The 25604-nt window shown below is 66.5% G+C and carries 23 protein-coding genes, 1 tRNA gene and 1 other RNA gene; 15 read left to right on the plus strand and 10 right to left on the minus strand.

Features of this window, described 5'->3' with window-relative positions; genetic code table 11:
* Positions 1-60 precede the first annotated feature (60 nt).
* Positions 61-264 (minus strand): methionine aminopeptidase, encoded by a 204-nt coding sequence (locus ACI1US_RS08610; RefSeq protein ID WP_416549587.1) that lies wholly within the window; start codon positions 262-264, stop codon positions 61-63.
* Positions 265-327: 63 nt separating this feature from the next.
* Here ACI1US_RS08610 and map point away from each other — a divergent pair, with 63 nt between their 5' ends.
* Complete coding sequence (gene map / locus ACI1US_RS08615) at positions 328-1197, plus strand: type I methionyl aminopeptidase (RefSeq protein ID WP_416549588.1); 870 nt, start codon at positions 328-330, stop codon at positions 1195-1197.
* 715 nt (positions 1198-1912) lie between these two features.
* Here the strand turns inward: map and rnpB are convergent.
* The 6 genes from rnpB to ACI1US_RS08645 form a co-directional block, all read right to left on the minus strand.
* Positions 1913-2291: RNase P RNA component class A (gene rnpB / locus ACI1US_RS08620), an RNA gene on the minus strand.
* A 21-nt stretch (positions 2292-2312) separates the two neighbouring features.
* The gene (locus tag ACI1US_RS08625) at positions 2313-3044 is read right to left on the minus strand and encodes a zinc ribbon domain-containing protein (RefSeq protein WP_416549589.1); all 732 of its coding nucleotides are present in this window, start codon (positions 3042-3044) and stop codon (positions 2313-2315) included.
* A 10-nt stretch (positions 3045-3054) separates the two neighbouring features.
* Positions 3055-3906 carry a Nif3-like dinuclear metal center hexameric protein gene (locus tag ACI1US_RS08630; protein WP_416549590.1) on the minus strand — a complete coding sequence of 284 codons (852 nt, stop codon included), beginning with the start codon at positions 3904-3906 and terminating at the stop codon, positions 3055-3057.
* A 50-nt stretch (positions 3907-3956) separates the two neighbouring features.
* Entirely contained in the window at positions 3957-4616 is a 660-nt protein-coding gene (locus ACI1US_RS08635; protein WP_416549591.1) for a methionine ABC transporter permease, read from the minus strand.
* Positions 4616-5644 carry a methionine ABC transporter ATP-binding protein gene (locus ACI1US_RS08640; RefSeq protein ID WP_461639753.1) on the minus strand — a complete coding sequence of 343 codons (1029 nt, stop codon included), beginning with the start codon at positions 5642-5644 and terminating at the stop codon, positions 4616-4618. The genes ACI1US_RS08635 and ACI1US_RS08640 overlap by 1 nt, the downstream gene beginning before the upstream one ends.
* Before the next feature lie 29 nt (positions 5645-5673).
* Positions 5674-6582 (minus strand): MetQ/NlpA family ABC transporter substrate-binding protein, encoded by a 909-nt coding sequence (locus ACI1US_RS08645; protein WP_461639755.1) that lies wholly within the window; start codon positions 6580-6582, stop codon positions 5674-5676.
* A 270-nt stretch (positions 6583-6852) separates the two neighbouring features.
* Between ACI1US_RS08645 and ACI1US_RS08650 the strand changes: the two genes are divergently transcribed.
* From ACI1US_RS08650 to ACI1US_RS08660, 3 genes are read left to right on the plus strand one after another with little or no spacing between them, the layout of a single operon-like run.
* Positions 6853-8292, plus strand: coding sequence for a glyceraldehyde-3-phosphate dehydrogenase (locus tag ACI1US_RS08650; protein WP_416549594.1), 1440 nt, complete (start codon positions 6853-6855; stop codon positions 8290-8292).
* 45 nt (positions 8293-8337) lie between these two features.
* Entirely contained in the window at positions 8338-9189 is an 852-nt protein-coding gene (locus ACI1US_RS08655) for a universal stress protein (protein WP_416549595.1), read from the plus strand.
* 12 nt (positions 9190-9201) lie between these two features.
* Positions 9202-9855 (plus strand): MBL fold metallo-hydrolase, encoded by a 654-nt coding sequence (locus ACI1US_RS08660; RefSeq protein WP_461639758.1) that lies wholly within the window; start codon positions 9202-9204, stop codon positions 9853-9855.
* Positions 9856-9862: 7 nt separating this feature from the next.
* Here the strand turns inward: ACI1US_RS08660 and ACI1US_RS08665 are convergent, their stop codons facing one another.
* Complete coding sequence (locus ACI1US_RS08665; RefSeq protein WP_461639760.1) at positions 9863-10354, minus strand: flavin reductase family protein; 492 nt, start codon at positions 10352-10354, stop codon at positions 9863-9865.
* Between the two features lie 75 nt (positions 10355-10429).
* The gene (locus ACI1US_RS08670) at positions 10430-11650 is read right to left on the minus strand and encodes a DUF998 domain-containing protein (RefSeq protein ID WP_461639762.1); all 1221 of its coding nucleotides are present in this window, start codon (positions 11648-11650) and stop codon (positions 10430-10432) included.
* 68 nt (positions 11651-11718) lie between these two features.
* Here ACI1US_RS08670 and ACI1US_RS08675 point away from each other — a divergent pair.
* The 3 genes from ACI1US_RS08675 (at position 11719) to ACI1US_RS08685 (ending at position 14547) form a co-directional block, all read left to right on the plus strand.
* Positions 11719-11794, plus strand: a tRNA-Val gene (locus ACI1US_RS08675).
* Between the two features lie 446 nt (positions 11795-12240).
* On the plus strand, positions 12241-14106 hold the full coding sequence (locus tag ACI1US_RS08680) for a BCCT family transporter (protein ID WP_461639828.1): 1866 nt from the start codon (positions 12241-12243) through the stop codon (positions 14104-14106).
* A 72-nt stretch (positions 14107-14178) separates the two neighbouring features.
* Positions 14179-14547, plus strand: coding sequence for a hypothetical protein (locus ACI1US_RS08685; protein WP_461639763.1), 369 nt, complete (start codon positions 14179-14181; stop codon positions 14545-14547).
* A 147-nt stretch (positions 14548-14694) separates the two neighbouring features.
* On the opposite strand, the gene ACI1US_RS08690 is transcribed toward ACI1US_RS08685, so the two are convergent.
* Entirely contained in the window at positions 14695-15156 is a 462-nt protein-coding gene (locus tag ACI1US_RS08690; RefSeq protein WP_416549597.1) for a peroxiredoxin, read from the minus strand.
* A 248-nt stretch (positions 15157-15404) separates the two neighbouring features.
* On the opposite strand from ACI1US_RS08690, the gene aceE reads away from it, so the two are divergent.
* From aceE to ACI1US_RS08730, 8 genes are all read left to right on the plus strand, one after another.
* Positions 15405-18131 (plus strand): pyruvate dehydrogenase (acetyl-transferring), homodimeric type, encoded by a 2727-nt coding sequence (aceE, locus tag ACI1US_RS08695; protein WP_416549598.1) that lies wholly within the window; start codon positions 15405-15407, stop codon positions 18129-18131.
* 11 nt (positions 18132-18142) lie between these two features.
* A complete protein-coding gene (locus ACI1US_RS08700) occupies positions 18143-19351 on the plus strand; it encodes a PucR family transcriptional regulator (protein ID WP_416549599.1) in 1209 nt (402 codons plus the stop codon).
* Between the two features lie 79 nt (positions 19352-19430).
* Complete coding sequence (locus ACI1US_RS08705) at positions 19431-20348, plus strand: ACP S-malonyltransferase (protein ID WP_416549600.1); 918 nt, start codon at positions 19431-19433, stop codon at positions 20346-20348.
* Positions 20349-20361: 13 nt separating this feature from the next.
* Complete coding sequence (locus ACI1US_RS08710) at positions 20362-21369, plus strand: beta-ketoacyl-ACP synthase III (protein ID WP_416549602.1); 1008 nt, start codon at positions 20362-20364, stop codon at positions 21367-21369.
* 106 nt (positions 21370-21475) lie between these two features.
* On the plus strand, positions 21476-21724 hold the full coding sequence (locus ACI1US_RS08715; protein WP_010157098.1) for an acyl carrier protein: 249 nt from the start codon (positions 21476-21478) through the stop codon (positions 21722-21724).
* A gap of 153 nt (positions 21725-21877) precedes the next feature.
* Positions 21878-23119, plus strand: a complete 1242-nt coding sequence (locus ACI1US_RS08720) for a beta-ketoacyl-[acyl-carrier-protein] synthase family protein (protein WP_416549601.1) — start codon at positions 21878-21880, stop codon at positions 23117-23119.
* A 146-nt stretch (positions 23120-23265) separates the two neighbouring features.
* On the plus strand, positions 23266-24012 hold the full coding sequence (locus ACI1US_RS08725) for a TetR family transcriptional regulator (RefSeq protein ID WP_461639768.1): 747 nt from the start codon (positions 23266-23268) through the stop codon (positions 24010-24012).
* Complete coding sequence (locus ACI1US_RS08730) at positions 23993-25600, plus strand: class I adenylate-forming enzyme family protein (protein ID WP_461639770.1); 1608 nt, start codon at positions 23993-23995, stop codon at positions 25598-25600. Before ACI1US_RS08725 ends, ACI1US_RS08730 begins: the two co-directional genes overlap by 20 nt.
* The last annotated feature ends 4 nt before the right edge of the window (positions 25601-25604 follow it).

Raw genomic sequence — 25604 nt, forward strand, 5'->3', positions numbered from 1 at the left:
CAGCTCCTCTCGGGGCGCTTGATTGCACCGGGTCCGGTACGGCTTTCAGCCTACCGCGGGCTAGTCCTCTTCTTCGTCTTCCTCATTCCATTCGCGTGCGCGCTCAGCGAGGATCTGCGTGGCGCGCGCGGCTTCCTCGCGGGTCTTGAACGGGCCGACGCGGTAGACCGCGAGCGACTGCGGGCCCTCCTCGACCTCGTTTGTCTTGGTGTTGAACCAGTAGGTTTCCTCGGGGTCGTTGATTCCCCAGTCACGCTTACTCATTGGGCTTCCCTTCGATGTGAGCGGCTTGCACCACCGCTACCCGCTTGCTCCTAGACTAGAGGTATGCCTTTCGATGATCACGGCAATATTGTCCCCGGTGTCCTTCCCGCTCAGCGCGCTGTTCCCGCCGCGATCACGCGGCCACCCTATGTGGGGCTGCAAGAGCCGCCGCCCTACGAGGGCGACAACACCTACACGGAAGACGAGATCGCGAAGATTCGTGCTGCTGGCCGCATCGCCTCGCGCGCGCTCGATGCCGTGGGCGCGGCCGTAGCGCCGGGCGTGACCACCGCCGAGCTTGACCGAATCGGGCACGAGTACGTCATCGCCGCCGGCGCCTACCCTTCGACGCTGGGTTACCGCGGCTACCCGGCCTCCTCGTGCACATCGGTGAACGAGGTCATCTGCCACGGCATCCCCGACGACACGGTGCTGCGTGAGGGCGACATTGTGAACGTCGACATCACCGCGTACCTTGACGACTTCCACGGCGACACGAACTGCACCTTCCGCGTCGGCGAGGTCTCGGAAGAGGTCGACCTGCTCGTCGAGCGCACCCACGAGGCGATGATGCGCGGCATCAAGGCCGCGAAGCCAGGCCGCGAGGTCAACGTCATCGGCCGGGTCATCGAGACGTACGCGAAGCGTTTCGGCTACGGGGTTGTGCGCGACTTCACCGGCCACGGCGTCGGATCCTCGTTCCACACCGGCCTCATCGTGCCGCACTACGACTCTGCCCCGCGGTTCAACGACCTCATCGTGCCCGGTATGGTCTTCACCGTGGAGCCCATGCTCACCCTCGGCACGCACGAGTGGGACATGTGGGCAGACAACTGGACGGTCACGACGCGCGACAAGTCGATCACTGCACAGTTCGAGCACACGATCGTGGTGCGCGAGAACGGCTTCGAGCTGCTCACCCTTTCGGAGTAGCGCGCCCCGCCTCGATCCTTCACTCCCCGATTCATCTATTCCGAGCCTTGCATTGCCCGCGAACGGGCCGGAATAGATGAATCGGGGTGTTGAGGATGCGGTGAGGCAGTGGTGAGGCAGTGCAATGCCGCCGCTGGTGCTCCGCGCTCTTGCCGTGATGGAGTGCGCCTCGCCGCCGGCTCTCTCCCGCCCGGCCCAATGAGGCTCACCACATTTGAAGGTGCAGCCCTCAGCGATGATGAGCGCTCAAAAGCCATGACCTCAGCGAGGTCATGGCTTTTTTACTGATGATAACTCCTGACTTCGCTGAGGACATGTCTGTTGAGCGAGAATCAGGGTGGGCGTAGCCTCGCAGCGACCCATCTGCCCAGCGGAAACCAGCCAGAGTAGCCGGGCGCCGTCGGCTCCTTGCCGTGCACGGCAGAGCGGCCCGGGTCGTGAAGGTTTCGCGGCTCCCCAGCCGCGTCCGTCGGGCCCGGGGGCTTCCAGTGGGTCGGGCAACGCCGCGCTGCTCACGACTGGTCGCCGCCCGTTCTCTCCCACCCGAATAATCCTTGCTGAGTCTTGTACGACCTGCAGAAGGGTCGTTTTGAAAAACTCGGGGAAGGTGAGAGGCAGGCTAGCGTCGACCGAAAGGTGAGGGGCGGAGGAACCGCTCGCTGCCGCCGCGAGGGTCCAGCTCACCGTCGACGCCGAGTTACTCGGGTGGAGAGAAGGGAATGGGCCAGCTGTACGCCGGGTTCTGTCCCGCTGGCCGAAACCAACTTAGACGGTTATCTCTCTCGGGGCACTGTTACCAGTACCCTCTAGCAGCCCACCCGCAGACTCAGCGGGGCGCGTCATCGTCTGCTGTCTGGCCTTGCTCCGAACGAGGTTTACCTGGCCGCCCGTGTTACCACGGACGCCGGTGGGCTCTTACCCCACCCTTTCAGCCTTACCGGCCGCGGCGAACCACGGCAGGCGGTCTACTCTCTGTTGCACTTTCTCGCGGGTTGCCCCGGGTGGGTGTTACCCACCGTTCTCCCCTGCGGAGCCCGGACGTTCCTCGGCACGTCGTCGCAAGCGACGCGTGACGCAACCGTCCACCGGCCCATTCCGGTATTCAGTCTAGCGCGCTACTCGCCCTCGATGACGCGCACGAGGATCGCGCCCGTCTCGGGGCAGAACACGACCTCGTCGTGCGGTGCCTGGGTGATCGTGGAGAGATCAGCGGGGCTCAGCGCCATGCCGCTCGCCTCGGAGACGTTGCCGCGGAGCTTCGCTGCGCCGATGCCGACCTGCGCGCGGGTCTTCTCGTAGAGGGCGAGCAGGTCTCCCTGCACCTCGGAAGAGAGTCCGGCGCGCTCGGTTTCGGCGGCGGCACGATCGCGAGCGGTCTCTGCCTCTGCCGCCTCGATGCGTGCGTTGATTGCGGCGCGGCGCTCTTCGACGCCCGCGAGCACCTGCTCGGCCTCGGCAAACACAGCTTCGGCGGCCTCGACGATTTCCATCGCCTCGAGCTGCCGCTCCTCGAGCTCCGCCTTGCGTCGCCCCAGCGTGTCGAGCTCGGACTGCAGCGCGACAGCCTCCTTGCTGGAGGTGCTCACGGCGAGCATCTCGTGGTCGCGCTGCTCGCGCTGCTCGACCACGGCGACGTCTGCCTCGATGCGCGAGAGTTCGAGCCGCTTCGTGTCGAGCTCGCGCTGCGCGTCCATGTAGCGGTTGCGCACCTCTTCACGCTCACCCTCAAGTGCCCGGAGTTCGGCGCGTTCGGGAAGCTGCTCGCTTCGCTTGCGCAGCCGCGCGAGCGAGTGGTCGAGCTGCTGGAGGTCGAGCAGCAACAGCTGCTGGCGAGGAGTGGCCTTCATACCCTTTAGCTTACTCTGCGCCGAGCTCGCTTCCCGGGCGCGCCCCAACAGAAAAGCTCCAGGGGTCGGTGCGAACCTGGCTCACCCGAAACTCGACTCCTGGCAGCCGGGCCGAAAGCTCCTCGGCCGCGCCCTCAAGCCAGAGCGATTCGCTCGCCCAGTGGGCGACGTCGACGAGCGCGGGCCCGCCCGCGGCGGCGGCAAGCTCGAGCGCGTCCTGCGCGGGGTGGTGACGGAGATCCGAGGTGAGGTACACGTCGGCGGCGCGCACGAGCGGGTGGTCGAGCAGGCTGTCGCCGGCCCCGCCGAGGAGCGCTACGGACTCGATCGCGCGGTCAGGATCGCCCGCCACCCGCACCCCGCTTACCGTCGCGGGCATGACTCCGGCGACGAGCTCCGCGAACTGCCGGAGTGACAGTGGCGCGGGGAGCGTTCCCACGCGCCCGATGCCGATGCTCGGATCCTTCGCGAGCGGCACGAGCGGCACCGCGTCTTCGAGGCCCAGCCGCTTCGCGATCACGTCGGAGACGCCGCCAACGGGCTGGTCGGCGTTCGTGTGCGCTGCGATGAGCGCGCAGTCGGCGCGAATGAGGGCGGCGAGCAGCGCACCCTTGCCGGTGTCCTCGGCGACCGTGTGGATCCCCCGCAACAGCAGCGGGTGATGCGTGATGAGCGCGTCAGCCTCCCACGCCACCGCTTCCGCGACGGTGTCGGCGACGGCGTCAACGGCGAGCAGCACGCGCCGCAGCGGGGCGTCGTTGCGCCCCGTGACGAGGCCGACCCGATCCCACGATTCTGCGGTGTCGGCGGGCCACATGGCCTCGGTCTCACGGCGAAGGTCAGCAAGCGTGAACGTAGTCATGCTTCGAGGCTACCGCGCGGGCCGGTGGATATCGCTCGGCGCGACGGCCGCTACCGCCTGAGCAGCCGGCGCGCGACCGTGTTACCGAGCAGCTGTACGAGCTGGACGAGCACGACGATCACGATGACCGCAGACCAGGTGACCCACGGGTTCGCCTGTCGCCAGCCGTATTGCAGCGCGAAGTTGCCGAGGCCGCCCGCGCCGATTACCCCGGCCATGGCAGACATGTCGACAACAGCGATGAAGGCAAAGGTGTAGCCGAGCACGAGCGGGCCGAGGCCCTCGGGGATGAGCACGGTGCCGATGATGCGCAGCGGGCTTGCCCCCATCGCGCGAGCCGCCTCGATCTGGCCGGGTGGCACGGTGAGCAGGTTCTGCTCGACGAGGCGCGCGATACCGAACGACGCCGCGAACACGAGGGTGAACACGATCGCGGGCCCGCCGATGCCCTTGCCGGTGATGAGGCGCGCGAGCGGCTGCAGCGCGCCGATGAGGATGACGAATGGGATCGGCCGGAAGAAGTTCACGAGGAAGTTCAGCACCCAGTAGGTGGCACGGTGCTGAAGGATCCCGCCCTGGCGGGTCGTCGTGAGCAGCACGCCGATGGCCAGCCCGATGATGCCGCCGAGCAGCATCGCGAAGCCGACGTAGAGCAGAGTCTCGAGCACCGCATCAGCGAGCTTCGGGAGCAGTTGTATGAGCCGATCCATTATGCGAGCACCTCCAGCTCGGTCTGCTGTCCGAGCGCGGCGATCGCGTGCTCGACCTGCAGGTCATCCCCGATGAGCTCGAGCGTGAGCTTGCCGAAGGTGCGGCCCCCGACCTCGGAGATGCCGCCGTAGACGATGTTCACGCCGACGCCGCGGTCAGCGAGCGTTTGGAAGACGATGGGCTGATCGACGCTGCCGTCGCGGAACGTCATCGAGACGAGCTTTCCGCGGTGCTTCTCGCGCAGCGCGCGGAGGTGCTCTGTGCTGGGGGCCGAAGGCAGCGCGGTCGCGACGAAGCTCCGCGTGGTCTCGTTCTGCGGGTTGGAGAACACCTCGAAGACGTCACCGTGCTCTACGGCGCGGCCGCCCGCCATCACGGTGACGCGCTGCGCGATCTCGCGCACGACGTCCATCTCATGCGTGATGAGGAGGATCGTGATGCCAAGCTCACGGTTGACTCGCTGGAGGAGCTGCAGTACCTCGCGCGAGGTGTCTGGATCGAGCGCGCTGGTGGCCTCGTCTGCGAGCAGCAGGCCCGGGTTGGTTGCGAGCGCGCGGGCGATGCCGACGCGCTGCTTCTGGCCGCCCGAGAGCTGCTCGATGTGCGACTGCCCGTAGTCGGCGAGGCCAACGAAGCTCAGCAGTTCGGCGACGCGCGCTTCGCGCTCGGGGCGCGGGGTGCCGGCGACGACGAGCGGGTACTCCACGTTCTTCGCGACGGTCTTCGAGTGGAACAGGTTGAACTGCTGGAAGATCATGCCGATCTTCGAGCGGACGACCCGAAGCTTTGACTCGGGCAGCGCGGTCACATCCTCGCCATCGACGAGGATGTGACCGGCCGTTGCCCGTTCCAGGCCGTTGACCAGCCTGAGGAGCGTGGACTTGCCAGCCCCCGAGAACCCGATGACCGCGTGGATCTCACCTGACGCGATATCGATTGATACGTCGTCGACGGCGATGACTTCTGTGCCGTTGCGGCCTCGCGCTGGGTAGCGCTTGCCGACCGACTGGAGTTGTACACGGGTCATGGGTATCGAGTTTACTTGTTCGCTGGGGGTTACTTGCTCGCGCGGTAGGCGTCTTCGGCCTGCTTGAGCGCGGTGGCGAGCTCCTCCTGCGAGGTCTTTGCGAGCACCGCGGTGTCGCCAACGTAGTCCTTTACAGCGGCCTGGACCTTTTCGTTGTTCTGGTAGATGTCAACGAGCTCGAGGTAGGTCTTGTTTGCCTTGTCCTCTGCGCGCGCGGCGAAGATGTTCACGTAGGGTGCGAACGCGGGGTCGGCCGCGTCGTCCGAGCCGAGCGAGTCAGCGAAGTCGAGCCCGCCGATTTCGACGTAGTCGTTGTTCACGATGCCCGCGTCAACGTCGGGAAGCGACGCCGGGATGATGTCTGCGTTGAGCTCGGTGACCTTCACGCGCGACTTGTCGGTGTCGATGTCTGCCGCCGTTGAGGTCGGCGTGCCGCCGCCCGTGATCTCGATGAGGCCGAGGCTTTCGAGCACGAGCAGGGCGCGGGCGCGGTTCGACTCGTCGTTCGGGATCGCGATGGTGCCGCCTTCGGGGATGTCTTTGAGGTCGGTGTACTTGTCAGAGAACAGGTTCAGCGGGTAGATCACGGTCGAGCCGAGCGCGACGAGGTCGTCGTCTGCGTCAACGTTGTGGTTTGCGAGGTAGATGACGTGCTGGAACTGGTTGAGGTCGAGGTCGCCCTCGCTGAGCGCGGGGTTCGGCACGGGGTACTCGGAGAAGTCGACGATCTCGACCTCGATGCCTGCTGCGGCGGCCTCATCAACGAAGACCTCCCAGTAGGGCTGACCGCCGGGGACGACACCGATACGCACGGGGCCGTCAGATGACGATCCCTCGCCGGCAGATTCGGACGCCGGGGCGCAACCAACGAGCGCAGTTGCAGCGATCGCGAGGGCCGCGACGGAAGCGGCGAGTGCGCCGCGCTTCTTCAGAGACATGATGGTCCTTTTCGTAAGTGGTGGGAGGTCTGGGTCAGGCGGGCATCTCGTGTTCCGGCTCCGGGGCCGACCTGTGGCAGGAATCTTGCGCCTTGGCCGGAATCACTATGTGCCGCCTGTTACTAGACAATCCTGGGGCGTAGAGCCCGAATACCCCAATCGGACCGTCACATTGCGTCATGCACATGGGATACTGAAAGCGATCATTTAGCGAGTCGGGGGCGGAAAACATCGGCACCCCGAGAAGTTCGGAAGGAACCGTCGGTTCATATGAATCAGCCCACCACTGATCACCTCGAAGCCTGGAACACCAAGCAGGCACTGGCGGAACGAATGATTCCGCTCATTGGCCAGTTGTACCGCGATCACGACATCGTGATGAGTGTCCACGGGCGCAGCCTCATCGGCCGCTCCGCGATCGACATCATTCGCGCGCACGGCTACGCACGCAAGATCGATGACGCAGAGCTGTCGATCGCCGAGACCTCGGCAATCGTCGAGGCGCTCACCGCGATCCAGCCTGGCCCCGTCTCGCTCGACCTCGCGCTGCTCGCCAACGGCTTCCGCGAGTCGGGATCGACCGATCTCGAGGCCTACCTCCGCGCGGAGCTCGCCCCGGCACTCAGCGCCCAGCCCGCCTCGGGCCGCGACGTCGTGCTCTACGGCTTCGGCCGCATCGGCCGCCTCCTCGCCCGCATCATGATCGAGCACGCAGGCAGCCACAACGGCCTGAACCTGCGCGCGATCGTCGTGCGCAAGAACGGCGAGCACGATCTCGTGAAGCGCGCGAACCTGCTGCGCCGCGACTCGGTGCACGGCCCCTTCAACGGCATGATCAAGGTGCTCGAAGACGAAAACGTGATCCTCGCCAACGGCGTGCGCATCCAGGTGATCTACTCGAGCGATCCCGCAGACGTCGACTACCAGGCGTACGGCATCGAAGATGCGATCCTCGTCGACAACACCGGGCGCTGGCGCGACGCCGAGGGCCTCGGCAAGCACCTCGAGAACACGGGCATCTCGCGCGTCGTGCTCACCGCACCGGGCAAGGGCGACCTGCTCAACGTGGTGTACGGCGTGAACAACGACAAGATCACCGACGCAGACACGATCCTCTCCGCCGCATCGTGCACGACGAACGCGATCACGCCGGTTCTCAAGGTCATGAACGACACCTTCGGGGTCAAGCAGGGCCACGTCGAGACCGTGCACTCGTACACAAACGACCAGAACCTCATCGACAACTTCCACTCGGGTGACCGCCGCGGCCGCTCGGCGGCACTGAACATGGTGCTCACCGAGACCGGCGCCGCGAAGGCCGTTGCGAAGGCGCTGCCCGAGTTCGAGGGCAAGCTCACGGGCAACGCGATCCGCGTTCCGACGCCGAACGTCTCAATGGCGGTGCTGAACCTCCAGCTCGAGCGCGAGACCACCGCCGAGGAGATCAACACGCTGCTCGAGCAGGTGTCGCTCACCGGCAGCCTTCGCACCCAGATCGACTACGTCGAGTCACCCGAGATCGTCTCGACCGACTTCGTCGGCTCGAACCGCGCCGGCATCGTTGACGGCCTCGCGACGATCGTCACGGGCTCAAGCGCAGTCGTCTATGTCTGGTACGACAACGAATACGGATACAGCTGCCAGGTTGTGCGCGTCATCGAGCAGCTCGCAGGCGGTCACCCCCTGCAGCTTCCCGCGCTCGCCAAGTAGTCTGTAACTGTAAGCACTCATCAACCCGAACAGGAAGGAACTCGCATGTCCGAGAAGTACCTCATCGGAGTCGACGGATCCGATCACAGCCGCGCAGCCCTCGCATGGGGTCTCGCACGCGCCACGGATCGTGGCGCCACCGTCGAGCTCATTCACGTCGCAGACGATTCCTTCCTGTCGGAGAGTGTCGCGTTCCTCTCTGAGGCGCAGGCCGCCTCAGAGCAGATGCTCGCGCACGAGATCGAGCGCGCTCGCACCGAGCTCGGCTTCACGGGCGAGATCTCGGGCACCGCGGTGGTCGGCCACCCGATCGCCGAGGTCGAGGCGGCCTCGAAGCACGCCGACCTGCTCGTGCTCGGCGCACACTCTGGCGGAAAGTTCGCCGGCTCCGTCTTCGGTACCCGCGCCGTGAAGGTCGCGGCGGTCGCGCACTGCCCCGTGGCAGTGATCCCCGCTGAGCAAGAGGACACCGGCAGGGGTGTCGTTGTCGGCGTCGATGGCTCTGAGGCGTCGAAGCGCGCCATTGCATTCGCCGCCGAAGAGGCCTCGTTCCGCGGCGTGCCGCTCATCGCCGTCTACGCGTGGATGCCGCCCCTCACCCCCGGTCTCGAGTACCTGTGGAGCGAGGAGCTCGTCACCGCGCAGCAGTCAGCAGCCGAGGAGTCGATCGCGATCGGCACCGCCGGCCTCGCCGAGCGCTACCCCGACCTTGAGGTGCGCCGCGAGATCGTGCAGGCGCCCCCGGTGAGCGCGCTGCTGCAGGTCGCAGAGAACGCCGAGATGGTCGTGGTCGGCAGCCGCGGCCGCGGCGGCATCTCGCGCCTCCTGCTCGGCTCGGTCAGCCACGGCGTGCTGAACTCGCTGCCGTGCACGACCGTGGTCACCCGCGCGGAGTAGGCGCAGATAGTCGTGAGTGGCGATTTCAGTATTCACCGGGTCGTCACCGCAGGGGTACTCGGGGCAGGCCGCCCCGAGTACCCGCCGGGTGGCGTACCGATTGAGAACAATGTGTTCGTGATCGGAGACGAACAGGCCGTGTTGATTATTGACGCGGCCCACGACGTCGAGGCGATTGCCGAGGTTGTTGGCGAACGTGATGTGCTCGGGATTCTCCTCACGCACGGTCACGAGGACCATGTGAACGAGGCTGTCGCACTCGCGGATCGACTGGACTCCCACCTCTACCTGCACCCGGCAGATCTATTCCTCTGGGAAGAGACTCACGGGCAGGATCGGCTGCCCGATTTCGAGCTTGCTGACGGTGCCGTGTTTGCCGTCGCTGGCGTCGAGCTCACGACGATCCACACCCCGGGTCACACCCCCGGATCGGTATCGTTCTACGCCGAGAAGATCGCGACGCTGTTCTCGGGCGACACGCTCTTCGAGGGCGGCCCAGGCGCAACCCGCTGGGAGTACTCCGACTTCACGCAGATCATGGCATCGGTCGACTCGCGGCTGCTCACCCTCCCCGCCACGACCACTGCCTGGCCTGGCCACGGTGCCGCGACCACTATCGGTGCCGAAGCGCCGCAGTACAAGGCGTGGATCGAGCGCGGCTGGTAGCTGCTCGCTAGAGCTGCTCCCCGAGCGTGCGGAAGGTGCGGTCAACGTAGCTCATCGGCTCGGCCGCGTCGCCGAAGTGCGCGTCGAGCACGCCAGCAACAACAATCACCGACGACCCCACCTCGAGCTGGTGCAGTGACCGGCAACGCAGCGCGACGCGAACGTCGCGGAGCAGCGGCTCCCCCGTCGGCAACATCTCCCAGCCCTGCTCCTGCGTGAAGCGCTCGGTGCCGGACACGGCGAAGGTCTGCGCGATCTCTGCGTGCCGCGTGTCGAGCAGGTGCACGATAAAAGAGTCGGCGTGCAGCACACCGCCCGCGCTCCCTGTCGCGCGGGTCACTGAGAATGACAGCGCTGGTGGATCCACCGCGACCGATGCGACGCTCGAAACAGTGAGCCCCACGGGGCCCTCGGGCGTCTGCGCCGTGATCAGGCCCACCCCGGCCGGGTGATCCCGAAATGCCCGCTTTAGCGCGTCGCCTGCTTCAAACTCGTTCATCGAGGTTCGCCACCGTTCTTCTCGCTCACCGGCGCGGTCATCGCGCCACCTACCCCAACCGGCTGCATTGGCGGACTATTCCCGCGCCGCTCCGGCGAGCGGGGCCTCGGCGTACGCGGCAACGGTTCGCACAAACACCATCAGCCACGCGAACAGCAGGCTCGCGGCCATGAACTCGGTTCCGGTGAGGTTGTAGTACCCGAACGGGATCCACAGCAGTACGGCGACGACGATCCCCACCACCACAATGAGTGAGAACACGACGAGATCGCGCGGCACGTCGACGATCCTCCGCAGCGAGACGAACACAAAGACGCCGAACAGCACGAGCATGCCCGAGGCAGATCCGACGTGCACGAAGATGTTCTCGGCGTCGGGCACCGAGCCCGCGATCGCCATGCAGATACCGATTCCCGCGAACACCCAGCTCAGTGCCCAGACGAGCTTCGGATCGCTCACGCCGCGCACGGCCAGACCGCGCTCGATGTCGCGCCCAATATAGTTCGCGAGCACGGTGAGCGCGAAGCCCGTGAGGATGAGTGACACGTTGAAGCGGTACCCGGCCGCCCCGCCCTCGTTGCCGAGCTGCGAGAAGTGCAGCTGCCACCAGGTCGTGTCCGGGGAGGTCACCATGCTCGCCACGGTGCCAACGAGTAGCTGCATCGTCGCGAGCAACGCAATTGACTCCGCGCTGACCCGGGAACCTGCGAGCGCGCCGATGTACGTCATCGCCGCCGCCGCGGCCCCCGCGAGCACTCCGCCGCCGAGCGGATCGACGGTGAGCCCCTGAAACCCAAGCCCGAACAGCGCGGCGATCGCCATGATCGCCAGGTAAGCGAGCATGCCCGTCGCGAGGGTCAGCGCCAGGACGTCGAACGCGCGCTTGGGCGCGGGAAGGGAGTTGCGCCAGCTGCCGCGCCCACGCCGCGACTCGAGTGTGTACGAGAACGCGAAGGCCAGCCCGGCACCGGCCCCCGCGCACCACGCCCCGATGTTGCCGAGCGAGCCCGCGCCGGCGAGCGGGAGCCGTGTTCCCCACATGAGGATCGCGGTGAGTACGCCGGCCGCGACGAAGGCCGCAACCGCCAGCTGTGTCGCTCGGGACTCAATCGCGGCGGGGCGGCTTCCGCCCGCGAGACCGGCCGCGAGACCGGCCGCGTGACCCGCCCGGGATTGAGCACTCCGAGCTCGGCGTGTCGCCGCCTCGTCGAGCGCCCACTCCCCCCGCGATCGCAACTGTGGCTTGGGTTCTGGGGGCAACGCGGACACGGGCTCTCCGATCTCAGTGGGCAACACGCGCCCAGCCGAATTCGTGTGCGACGCGATTCCACACTAGACTGATCGAGTTCGCTTTCGCGAGCGGAGGGCCTGTAGCTCAGCTGGTAGAGCGCCACGTTTACACCGTGGATGTCGTCGGTTCGATCCCGGCCGGGCCCACCAATATTGCAACTGGGGCTTCGGATACTTCCGAAGCCCCAGTTCTGTTTTCACGGCAACCGCGCACAGATCCTCGCGGACACTTCCTCGCGGAAGCACCCCCTTCCTGCAAGAGCACCCCCTTTCTACGCGTGGAAAGGGGGTGCTCTTGCAGGAAGGGGGTGCTCGCGTGACTCCCCTGCGTTCGCACTGGCCGGAGATACCCGCCTCGCGTCCGCGCCGCAGCTGTGCAAAGATAGTCCCTTGCATCGCTCTATCGAGCGGCTTGGACTCTCATACCAGTTGCACAGCATGGGAGAAGCTCCCTTGCGACGCGACGCGACACCCCTGACGGAGATGATCTCGTGAGCTCACCCGAGCACACCACCCCCGATTCCGAAGGCGCTAGCCGCGCCAGCGAACCCGAAGCCGCGCTCTCCGCGGAGCCACTGCCAGACACCGGCGCGCTCCTGCTCGAGCCTGGCGACCTGGATTTGCCGGATACGGTGCATCTCCACGAGGCGGTGCAGATCTCGGACGACGACAGCGACGAGCGCATCACCGCAAAGCTCCGCACCCACGGCGTGCGCATCGGCCGCGGCATGATCTCGCCGCGCGTCTTCTGGCCCGCGCTCATCATCATCCTCGCGCTCGTGAGCTACGCAGTCGCGCTCCCCGACGCCGCCGAGCAGACGTTTAGCAGCGTGCAGGGCTGGATCGTCGAGCACCTCGGCTGGTACTACATGCTCGTCGTCGCGGTGTTCATCGGCATCGCCGCGTTCATCGGCTTCTCGCGGCTCGGCCGCATTCGGCTCGGCCAAGACGACGACACCCCTGAGTTCGGGTTGATGTCGTGGTTCTCAATGCTGTTCGCCGCCGGCATGGGCATCGGCCTCGTGTTTTACGGCGTCGGCGAGCCGCTCACCTACGCGACCGTGGATCCGAAGCCCGGCTGGGAGGGCGGCCAGAGCGAAATCGCCGGCCTCGCGATGGCGCAGACGTTCGTGCACTGGGGCATCCACCCGTGGGCGATCTACGCGATCATCGGGCTGGGGATTGCGTACGCGATCCACCGCCGCGGCCGCCCCGTCTCGATCCGCTGGGCGCTCGAGCCGCTGTTCGGCGAGCGGGTGAAGGGCTGGACGGGCGACCTCATCGACGTGCTCGCGATTCTCGGCACCGTCTTCGGCGTCGCGACCTCGCTCGGCCTCGGCGTGCAGCAGATCTCGGCCGGCATGGTTGAGATCGGGATCGTCGACCGCGCAGACAACACGCTCCTCGTGATCCTCATCATCGCCGTCACACTCATCGCGATCCTCTCGGTCGTCAGCGGTATCGGTGCGGGCATGAAGTGGCTCTCAAACATCAACCTCAGCCTCGCGGGGGCGCTGCTCATCAGCATGCTGCTGCTCGGGCCGACGCTCTTCCTGCTGCAGAACCTCACCGAGTCCTTCGGCTTCTACCTCGCGAACTTTATGCAGATGACCTTCGACGTCGGCGCGTTCCAGCGCGGCGAGGCGAACAGCTGGTTCGCGAACTGGACGATCTTCTACTGGGGCTGGTGGATCTCGTGGTCGCCGTTCGTTGGCATCTTCATCGCGCGCATCTCGCGGGGCCGCACGATCCGCGAGTTCATCGCTGGCGTGATGCTCGTTCCGACGCTGGTCGGCATCATCTGGTTCTCCGTGCTCGGCGGCAGCGGGCTCTACCGGCAGCTGTTCGGGGCGGGCGACCTCGTCGAGGACGGCACCGTGAACATCGACAGCGTGCTGTTCAAGATCCTCGGCGACCTTCCGTTCGGCACGATCTTCTCGGTCGTCGGAATCATCCTCGTCGCGATCTTCTTCATCACGTCGTCAGATTCGGGATCGCTCGTCGTCGACATGCTCGCCTCGGGCGGCCACCCGAACCCGCCCGCCTGGTCGCGCATTCTGTGGGCCGTGATTACCGGACTCGTGGCGATCGCCCTGCTGCTGGCAGGCGGCCTCAAATCGCTCCAGGCCGCGGCGCTCGCCACCGCGCTGCCGTTCAGCGTGATCCTGCTACTCATGGCCTTCGCGACGCTCAAGGCACTGCGGATCGACGACAGGGTGCTTGAACGCGCGGAGCGCACGCAGCGGCTCGAGCGGCTCACGGAGCACATGACGACGCAGTGGGCGGGCTCACTGGCCGACAACGCTGAGATGGAGAGCTACGTGAACGACCGCATCGACTACCGCATCTCGCGGACGCGCGGCGTCTTCCCCGTGCGGACGCCGGGGCGTACGCAGCAGGGCCGGGCACCGCAGAAGAAGTATAGCCTCGGCAACTCACCACGAGGTGAGCTACACTTGTAGGCCGAGCTGAACGGGCCCGATTTCGTGCCCCAACAGCCCGGGCCAAGGTTTCTCCAGCGAAGGAGCACGAACGTGAGCGACCCCAAACGCAGCACCGGCGGCCGTGAGAACGGACCAGCGCTCGGAACGGCGCTGGTCTCTGCGTTGCTCATCGTCATCGGAATCGTGCTGCTCGTCGCCCGTTTGGCCACAGGCGCGCTCGAGCCGTTCGGAACGGTCTCGAACGTGCTCATGATCGTGTTGGGCCTGGTCATGGGCGGCCCAGCGCTGCAGCGGGAGCGGCGCAACAGGAATCGGGACGCTGCGGCGGCCAAACCCCACGCCGAGCCAAGCGCCGAAGACGACGCCGAGCCCCGCGTCGAGCGGAACGCCGACCTCGGTGCCGAAGCAAAGCCCACTGATGCCCCACCAGAACCCAGCCGCGACGCCCCGCCCGCCTGAGCGTCATCGCCTGAGCCCGCCAGCCTGAGCTCGCAGGCCCGAGCTCGCAGGCCTGAGATCGCAGGCCTGAGCTCGCTCTCCACACAGCACTGCGGCCCGGCGGGAGCATTACGCTCTCGCCGGGCCGCAGTCTGTCAGCGGGCGTGCTTACGCGATCGCTGCGATCGCCTCGCGGTATGCACCGAAGTCGCGCGCCTGGCCGGGAGCGGTCTCGAACGACGCAAGCACCTTGCGGCCCTCGCCGATCACGAGCGTCGCGCGGGTTGCGATGCCTGCCTCTTCAACGAAGACGCCGTACTCCTTCGCGACTGCGCCGTGCGGCCAGAAGTCGGAGAGGATCGAGAATTCGTACCCCTCTGCCGCGGCCCACGCCTTCAGCGCCCAGACCGAGTCAACCGAGATGCCGAGGAGGCGCACCTTGCTGTCCTCGAAGATCTGGAGATTGTCGCGCAGCTCGCAGAGCTCGCCCGTGCAGATTCCGGAGAACGCGAGCGGGAAGAACACGAGCGCCACGGGGCCCTCGGTGACGAGTTCACTGAGCGTGAGCTCCTCGCCGTGCTGATCGGAAAGCGTGAAATCTGGCGCCATCGCGCCTACCTCTAGAACCATGTCTTCAACCTTTCGGGCGCAATCACGCCACCGTGCGAATTCCCTACGCACCCCACACTAGCTGCGAAACGACCCGAATATTGTTTGTGAATGACACAGACACCCCTTTGATTCGCCGTTCGGTGGTGGATGTTCGCTAGTCTGGGAGATGCCCGCTAACCTGCGGGGCGTTTTTTGAGTTGCGTACTCAACGGGGCTGAACCCACATGCCCATGGTTTAGTGCGTGGTGTCGAATGGAGCATATTCCGTGGCTGTGAACACACAAGATCCTTACTCGCAGGATCACGAAGACATGGATCCCGCCGAGACCGCCGAATGGCGTGAGTCGCTTGATGGCGTTGTCGACACGCACGGCCCAGGCCGTGGTCGGGAGATCATGACGAGCCTGCTCGAGCGTTCGCGCGAGCTGCACCTGAGCGTGCCGATGGTTCCGACCACCGACTACGTGAACACGATTGCGTCAGAGAACGAGCCCGACTTCCCCGGCGATCACGACACTGAGCGCCAGTACCGCTCGTGGATTCGCTGGAACGCGGCTATGACCGTGCACCGTGCGCAGCGCCCCGGCATCGGTGTCGGCGGCCACATTTCGACGTACGGTTCAGCTGCCTCCCTCTACGAGGTTGGCTTCAACCACTTCTTCCGCGGTCAGGATCACCCCGGCGGCGGAGACCAGATCTTCGTGCAGGGGCACGCCTCCCCCGGCATGTACTCGCGCGCGTTCCTCGAGGGCCGGCTGTCGGCTGACCAGCTTGACGGCTTCCGTCAGGAGAAGTCGCACGCCCCGAACGCGCTGCCGAGCTACCCGCACCCGCGCCTCGCGCCCGAGTTCTGGCAGTTCCCGACCGTGTCGATGGGCCTCGGCCCGATCAACGCGATCTACCAGGCGCAGGTGAACAAGTACCTCACCAACCGCGGCATCAAGGACGCAAGCGACCAGCACGTCTGGGCGTTCCTCGGCGACGGCGAGATGGACGAGGTCGAGAGCCGCGGCCAGCTGCAGGTCGCAGCGAACGAGGGCCTCGACAACCTCACCTTCGTCGTGAACTGCAACCTGCAGCGTCTCGACGGCCCGGTCCGCGGCAACGGCAAGATCATCCAGGAGCTCGAGAGCTACTTCCGCGGTGCCGGCTGGAACGTCATCAAGGTCATCTGGGGCCGCGAGTGGGACGACCTGCTCGCCCGCGACCAGAGCGGCGCGCTGCTGAACATCATGAACACCACGCCCGACGGCGACTACCAGACGTACAAGGCCGAGAGCGGCCTGTTCGTGCGCAACCACTTCTTCGGCAAGGACGAGCGCGCGCTCGAGCTCGTCAAGGACTACACGGACGACGAGATCTGGGGCCTGCGCCGCGGCGGCCACGACTACCGTAAGGTGTACGCAGCTTACAAGGCCGCGACCGAGCACAAGGGCCGCCCGACCGTCATCCTCGCGAAGACCATTAAGGGCTACGGCCTCGGGCCGCACTTCGAGGGCCGCAACGCGACCCACCAGATGAAGAAGATGACGCTTGACGACCTCAAGCTCTTCCGCGACACCATGCACATCCCGATCACCGATGCGCAGCTCGAGGAAAACCCGGCGCTTCCCCCGTACTACCACCCGGGCGAGAACGATCCGACGATCCAGTACATGCACGAGCGTCGTCGCGAGCTCGGCGGCTATCTGCCGGAGCGCCGCGCAACGCACATCCCGCTGACACTGCCGGAGCCGAAGAGCTACGCGGTCGCTGCGAAGGGCAGCGGCACGCAGGAGGCCGCGACCACGATGGTCTTCGTGCGTCTGCTCCGCGACCTCATGCGCGACAAGGGAATGGGCGCACGCTTCGTGCCGATCATCCCCGACGAGGCGCGTACCTTCGGCATGGACTCGTACTTCCCGACGTCGAAGATCTACAACCCGCACGGCCAGAACTACACCTCGGTCGACCGCGAGCTGCTGCTCGCGTACAAGGAGAGCCCGCAGGGCGTCATCCTCCACGTCGGCATCAACGAGGCGGGCGCAGCTGCGGCGTTCACGAACGTCGGCACGTCGTACGCAACGCACGGCGAGCCGCTCATTCCGATCTACATCTTCTACTCGATGTTCGGGTTCCAGCGCACGGGCGACGCGATCTGGGCCGCAGGCGACCAGATGGCGCGTGGCTTCATGATCGGCGCGACCGCAGGCCGCACCACCCTCACGGGTGAGGGCCTGCAGCACGCCGACGGCCACTCGCTGCTGCTCGCGTCGACGAACCCCGCCGTCGTCTCGTACGACCCCGCCTACGGCTACGAGATCGGGCACATCATGCGCTCCGGCATCGAGCGCATGTACGGTGGCGAGCACGAGGATCCGAACGTCATGTACTACCTCACGGTGTACAACGAGCCGATGATCCACCCGGCTGAGCCAGAGAATGTTGACGTCGACGGCATCGTCCGCGGTCTGCACCGCGTGAGCGAAGCCAAGGGCGGCACCCACCGCGCACAGATCCTCGCCTCGGGCGTTGCTGTGCCGTGGGCTATCGAGGCGCAGGAGATTCTCGCCAACGACTGGGGCGTTGCCGCAGACGTGTGGAGCGTGACGAGCTGGTCTGAGCTGCAGCGCGACGGCCTCGCAGCCGAGCAGCACAACTTCAACAACTTCGGCGGAGAGCAGCGCACCGCGTACCTCACCGAGAAGCTCGCGGGCGCCGAGGGCCCGAAGGTCGCAGTCAGCGACTGGACGCCCGAGGTGCCAGAGCAGATTCGCCCCTACGTTCCGGGAGACTTCTCGGTGCTCGGCGCGAACGGCTTCGGCTTCTCCGACACCCGCGCGGCTGCTCGCCGGTTCTTCAAGATCGACCGCGAGTCGCTCGTCGTGAAGGTCCTCCAGCGCCTCGCGCTCGAGGGCAAGATCGACGCGAGTGTCGCAGTTGAGGCCGCAGCACGGTACCGCCTGGACGACGTCAACGCCGGAACCACCGGCGGCGCAGGCGGAGACGCCTAGCGGTTCGGCATATGCCTACACATAAAGATCAGGAGCTCGCCTGGCTTCGCACGATTTCAGGCGAGCTGGCAACGCTGACCGTCACGCGGCTCGAGGACACGCTCCCCTGGTACGGGAACATGCCCCCGAGCCGCCGCTCGGCGGTCGGTTTGGTCGCCCAGACGGGGATTAGCTCGTTCATTCAGTGGTACGAAGACCCGGGCGCGACGCCCTGGATCGCCTCCGATATCTTCAGCTCCGCCCCCCGTGAGCTACTCCGCTCGATCAGCCTGCAGGAGACGCTGCAGCTCATCCGCGTCGTGGTCACTGTGGTCGAGACGCGCGTTGCTCCGCGGAGCGATTCGCTCCGCGAGGCGATCCTGCACTACTCACGCGATGTAGCGTTCGCCGCTGCAGACGTGTACGCCCGGCAGGCTGAGGCCCGCGGGCTGTGGGACGCGCGACTCGAGGCGCTCGTCGTCGATTCGATCCTCACGGGCGAGTCAGACGACGAGCTGCCGAGCCGCATCGCGGCGCTCGGTTGGCACGGCGACGGCGAGGCGGCAGTCCTCGTCGGCAGCGCCGAGCGCTCCGTCGATGTGGATCAGCTCCGCCGCACCGCCCGCCACGCCGGCGCGGACGTGCTCATCGGTCTGCAGGGTACCCGCCTCGTGCTGGTACTTGGCCGTATGGCGCCGCCCGCGAGCGAAGCCGGTGTCGGGGCAGCCGTGGAGGAGCCGGCGAGGACGTTCCTTGAGATCGCCGCGCGTCTCTCGGATGGTTTTGCAGACGGCCCCCTCGTGCTCGGCCCGACGGTCGACAACCTCATCGAGGCATCCCGGAGCGCGCGTGCCGCGCTCGCCGGCGTCGCCGTCGCGCGCGCATGGCGGCACGCCCCGCGCCCGGTCTTGGCCGACGATCTGCTGCCCGAGCGTGCGCTCGCGGGTGACGGGCTCGCCCGGCGGACACTCATCGAGCAGATCTACGAGCCCCTCCTCACCCACTCGGCTGAGCTCATGGAGACGCTCTGGTGCTACCTCGACAACGGTCGCTCGCTCGAGGCGACCGCGCGCGAGCTCTTCGTGCACCCGAATACGGTGCGCTACCGACTCAAGAAGGTCTCCGAGGTGATCGGCTGGAACGCGACCGGGGCGCGCGAATCGCTCATTCTGCAGTCCGCGCTCATCGCTGGATCGATCGCCCAGCAGGGCGGCCGACGACCGCCCAAGCGCGGCTCCTAGCGGATTCCTACAATGATTCTTCGGATTTATCGTTGAGCATATGCAGCTACTTCCGCGATCATCTGAGAAACTAAATGACGTGATTGTTATCGCCTGCCCGGGCCAGGGCTCCCAAACACCAGGATTCCTCTCCGAATGGATCGGAGATGCAGACTCCCGCGCCTTCCTCGAGGCAGCCTCACGGGCCGCGGACGTCGACCTTGTTGCGCACGGCACGACGAGCGACGCGGACACTATTCGCAATACCGAGATCGCGCAGCCCCTCATCGTGGCAGCGTCGATCCTCGCGTGGCGCGCGCTCGCAGCTCGTGCGGATCTCTCCGCGGTTGGCGTCGCCGGCCACTCGGTCGGCGAATTCGCGGCGGCGGTAGCTGCCGGTGTGCTCAGCGAGACTGACGCGATGCGCCTTGTTGGAGTGCGCGGCCGAGCCATGGCGACCGCTGCGGCAGCCGAGCAGACCGGGATGTCCGCGGTCGTTGGCGGCGTCGAGTCCGACGTGCTCGCCGCAATCGACGCGGCAGGGTTGACCCCCGCGAACCGCAATGGCGGCGGGCAGATCGTCGCAGCGGGATCCCTCGCGGGCCTGGCGACGCTCGCCGAGAATGCTCCTCGCGGGGCGCGCGTCATCCAGTTGCAGGTCGCTGGTGCGTTCCATACCCCCTACATGGGCTCCGCGACCGCGGTGCTCGGCGAGGCCGCGGCAACCACCGCGGTGGGCGACCCCACCTTGCAGCTGTGGAGCAACGCCGACGGCGGGCTCGTTACCTCGGGCGAGGCGTTCCGCGATTCGCTCGTCTCGCAGATCGCTCACCCGGTGCGCTGGGATGCCTGCATGGAGTCGTTCACCGCTGCGGGTATCACGGGCCTCATTGAGCTCACCCCCGCGGGCGCGCTCACCGGCATCGCCAAGCGCGGGCTCAAGGGTGTTCCCGCCGTCGCTGTGAAGACTCCGGCTGATCTTGAGGCAGCGGTTCAGCTCCTCACAGACGCAGCCTGACCGAAAGGATCCAATCGTGGCAACCCTCATTCAGCCCACAGGCCCGGCACACACCCGCGTGCTCGCCGTGGGTGCCGCTCGCGGCGATCTCGACGTCCCCAACGACGTTCTCGTTGGTCCGATCGACTCCTCAGACGAGTGGATTAGGCAGCGCACCGGCATCGTGCAGCGCCGCCGCCTGAGCCCCGGCATTGACGCAGTTGAGCTCGCGGTGCAGGCCGGCGAGGAGGCCATCGCACAGTCGGGACTCGACCGCGCAGACATCGACGGGGTCATTATCTCGACGATCTCGAATGTCGCGGTGACCCCCTCGATGGCGGCGCTCGCAGCACACCGGCTGGGCCTCACGCCCGCGGCAGCATTCGACATTTCGGCGGCGTGCGCTGGCTACGTCTACGGCGTGGGCCAGGCCGATGCGCTCGTGCGCTCGGGCACCTGCAAGAACGTGCTCGTGATCGGCGCTGAGAAGCTCTCTGACGTCGTCGATCCCACCGATCGATCGATCTCCTTCTTGCTGGGAGACGGCGCGGGCGCGGTGGTCATCGGCCCAAGCGACCACCCCGGAATCGGCCCGACGATCTGGGGATCCGACGGCGAGAAGTGGGACACGATCGGCATGACCAACACCTTCGAGGAGTACCGCGCTGCTCCCGGCGAGGTGGCCTGGCCGACGCTCCGTCAGGACGGCCAGACCGTCTTCCGGTGGGCGGTCTGGGAGATGGCCAAGGTCGCGCGCCAGACGCTCGAGGCCTCGGGCATCGAGGCGGCGGATCTCGCCGCGTTTATCCCGCACCAGGCGAACATGCGCATCATCGACGAGTTCGCCAAGCAGCTCAAGCTCCCTGACACCGTCGCGATCGCGCGCGATATCGAGATGCAGGGCAACACCTCTGCAGCGTCGATCCCGCTCGCAATGCACGCGCTGCTCGCCGAGCGCCCCGAGCTCTCAGGCGGGCTCGCACTCACCATCGGGTTCGGTGCCGGGCTCGTCTACGGCGCACAGGTCATCGAACTTCCGTAGCTCTCGCTCTTGGCGCGCTCCGCGCGCCCTGCCGCTTCACTCATGAAGTTGCGAGAAACTACTGCACGAGGTTTACTACAAACCCCCATCAAATAAGGAGAATCCAATGGCATTCAGCAACGAAGAGGTCCTCGCAGGTCTCGCTGAGCTCGTCAACGACGAGACCGGAATCGCGGCCGACGTCGTCGCACTCGACAAGTCGTTCACCGACGACCTCGACATCGATTCGATCTCGATGATGACCATCGTCGTCAACGCAGAAGAGAAGTTCGACGTGAAGATCCCCGACGAAGAGGTCAAGAACCTCAAGACCGTCGGCGACGCAGTCGATTTCATCGTGAAGGCTCAGGCCTAATCGTTCAGGCGTAAGCCTCATCGAAGCTTTCGCGGCCGGGATGGGCGGACACTGCCGCAGGCAGCCCCCATCCCAGCCGCGCGCTTCACCCCCAAGACTTTCTAGGCACCGTCCGCAGCGACGTGTCCGACACCACGTGGAGAGCCCAATTACATGAGCAAGAAGATCGTCGTCACCGGCATCGGAGCGAGTTCGCCACTTGGCGGGACCGCCTCTGACAGCTGGAATGCCCTCCTCGCAGGGGAATCTGGCGTACGCACCATCGAGGCTGACTGGGTGGAAAAGTACGACCTTCCCGTGTCGTTTGCAGGCCAGGCCCGTGTGCACCCGACCGAGGTGCTCGAGCGCCAGGTCGCGAAGCGACTCGACCCGTCGAGCCAGTTTGCACTCATCGCCGCGAAGGAGGCCTTCGCCGACGCGGGCGCTCCGGCCGTTCACGCTGAGCGACTCGGCGTCGACTGGGCGACCGGCATTGGCGGCATCTGGTCGCTGCTTGACGCGTGGGACACCCTCCGCGAGAAGGGCCCGCGCCGCGTCATGCCGCTGACGGTGCCCATGCTCATGCCGAACGCCCCCTCGGCCGCGATCTCGATGCACTTCGAGGCCCGCGCCTTCGCACGCACCGTTGCCTCCGCATGCGCGTCGAGCACCGAGTCGATCGCGAACGCCTACGAGCACCTGCAGCTCGGCCTTGCCGACGTGGTGATCGCCGGTGGCTCTGAGGCTGCGATCCACCCGGTTACCCTCGCCTCGTTCTCGTCGATGCAGGCGCTGTCGCGCCGCAACGACTCCCCCGCGACCGCTTCGCGCCCGTACAACACCGACCGCGACGGCTTCGTCATGGGCGAGGGCGCAGCTGCCCTCGTGCTCGAGACTGAGGAGCACGCGCTCGCCCGCGGCGCGAAGATCTACGCGGAGATCGCCGGCGGCGGCGTGACCGCGGATTCGTACCACATCACGGCAAACGATCCCGAAGGTCACGGCGCAATCCGAGCCATGAAGCTCGCGCTCTCGCAGGCAGGGGCGCACCCGGAAGACGTCACGCACGTCAACGCGCACGCCACGTCGACTCCCGTGGGTGACATCAACGAGTACACCGCGCTGCTTGGCATCTTCGGCGATCGTGCCCGCGAGATCCCGGTCTCCGCGACGAAGGCGGCGACCGGGCACCTGCTCGGTGGAACCGGCGCGCTCGAGGCGATGTTCACGGTCCTCGCGGTCAAGGAGCGGCTCGCTCCCCCGACGATCAACCTCGTGGATCAGGATCCCGAGATCCCGCTCATGGTCTCGGGCGAGCCGCAGCCGCTCGGCGATGGGCCACAGCTTGCGATCTCGAACTCCTTCGGCTTCGGCGGCCACAACGCCGTCGTCGCGATTCGCTCGTACGACGCGTAGCGGAGCTCCGCGGCAGGTCCTCAAGCCCCCTGGGTTGGTGTTTTCACCGGCCCAGGGGGCTTCTGTGTTGCGATCTCAAGAATTCGTGCTAAGTTCTACTTACCGAACGGTAGGTAACCAAAACACAGCTTTCAATGAGGAGCGCTATGAGCAACATCCCCGCAGGCCTTGAGCTCGACCTGTCGAACGCGCCAGATACCGCTTCGAAGATCATGACGTCCGCGGTGTTCCTGTTCGCCCGCAAGGGCTACTCGGGCACCAGCATCCGCGACATCGCGGCGCTCGCCGGCGTCACCAACGCGGGCGTCTACCACTTCGTCGACAGCAAAGAAGCCCTCCTCGTTGAGATCGTGCGCCAGGGGCAGCAGCTGCTGCAGGACTCCACTGAGGAGGCCCTCGCCAGCGCTCACACTCCTGGCGACAAGGTCGCAGGGCTCGTCGGCGTTCTCGTCGGTGCCCACGGCCGCAACCGCATGCTGAGCTTCGTCACTGACTGGGAGATCCGCTCACTCACCCCGGGAACCGACGCTCACACCGAGATGGTGACCATGCGTGACAACTACGAGCAGCTGTGGAGCACCGCGATCGCCGAGGGCATCGACAGCGGCGTCTTCGCCGCCGCGAACCCGCGCATCACCCGCCTCTCGCTGCTGAACATGTGCACCGGTGTGAGCGCCTGGTACCGACCCGACGGCCCGAGCACGCTCGAAGACATCGTGCGCGAGCTCACGCTGCACGCATTCGCGGTGCTCGGCGCCGCACCCGCCACCGGGCCCGGAGCGGGTATCCGCCCCGAAGACGTGCGCATGCCAGACGTCGCCGCGATGCCGAAGTCCGAGTGGGAGCCCACACTCCAGCGAACGGAGCAGACCAGTGTCGACCAGTCAGCCTAACCCGGTGATCACCGCAGCAATGCTCGAGCACGACCCCGTGGCGGCTTCGCTGCCTGCGCTGCTCGCGCAGCAAGCAGCTCGCATTCCCAGTCGTGAGTTCCTCCGCTTCGGCAGCGACTCCTTCACGTTTGCAGAGGTGGATGCACTCACCTCCCAGCTCGCGCACTGGCTGCTCAACGCCGGCATTCTTCCGGGTGCGCGCGTGGCAATCATGCTCGGCAACGAGCTCGGCTGGCCCGCGACCTGGCTCGCAGCGCTCAAAGCTGGGATCACCGTTGTCCCGATCAACTCCCACTACCAGGCATCGGACCTCGCCTACGTACTTCACGATTCAGGCGCCCGCCTCATCGTGACCTCGTCGGCGCACCTCGCCCTCGTCGAGCCCGTCGCCGCGGAGCAGCAGCAGCCGGTCCGCGTGATCACGGCGGCCGAGCTGTTCACCGAGGCCAGCGGCCTGCCGCAGACCTCGCCGCAGGTCGGCGTCGCGTCTGACACGGTTGCGAATTTCCAGTACACCTCGGGCACGACGGGTTTCCCGAAGGCCTGCATCCTCACCAACGAGTACTGGCTCCGCATCGGCTGGCTCGCCGCGGGGCTCGCCGCACTCGAAGAGACCGATGTGGTGCTCACCGCGCAGCCCTTCTCATACATGGATCCCCAGTGGAACACCGCGATGGCGCTCACCGCGGGTGTGCCACTCGTCGTGCTCGAGCGGTTCTCGGCCTCCGGCTTCTGGCCCTCGGTCAGAGAGCACGGCGCGACGGTGTTCTACATCCTCGGGACCATGCCCATGCTGCTCTTGAAGCAGCCCGAGCACCCACTGGATCTCGAAAACCAGGTCCGGCTCGTGCTGTGCTCGGGCATCCCGCAGGCGCACCACGCGGAGCTTGAGCGCCGCTGGGGAGCACCGTGGCGCGAGGCCTTCGGCATGACGGAGACAGGGGTGGACCTTATCTCCCCCGTCAGCGACACCGACACCGTCGGCACGGGAGCGCTCGGCCTGCCAGTTCCAGGTAAACAGGTCGACGTCCGCGACGCCCAGGGCCGCTCGGTCGCCGCAGACGAGATCGGCGAACTCGTCGTCTCTGGCACACCGATGATGGTGGGCTACTGGAACAACCCCGAGGCAACCGCGGCGACCATCGTCGACGGCTGGGCGCACACCGGCGATCTCGTGCGGCGGGACGACCGCGGCCGACTCTTCCTTGTGGGCCGCCTCAAGGAGATGATCCGCCGCGGTGGCGAGAACATCTCCAGCGCCGAGGTAGAGGCCGTGATGAGCGGCAACCCGCTCGTCGTGAGCTGCGCCGCCGTCGGGGAGCCCGACGAGCTGTGGGGCGAAGAGGTAAAGCTCTTCGTCAAGCTTGCCCCGGGTATTCCCGCGTCGCGCGAGACCGCAGTCCAGCTCGACGAACACGCCCGCGCCCACCTCGCGAAGTTCAAGACGCCGTCGCAGTACTCGTTCGTTGACGAGTTCCCGCTGACGCCCTCGCTCCGTATTTCAAAACCCCTGCTCGTGGCCGAGGCCGCCGCAGCCGGACTCCCGGTGTTCAGCACGAGCACCGGACCAGCAACACCAACCCCCTAACGGT

It is taken from the genome of Leucobacter sp. BZR 635, from assembly GCF_048061935.2.
Classification (GTDB): Bacteria; Actinomycetota; Actinomycetes; order Actinomycetales; family Microbacteriaceae; genus Leucobacter.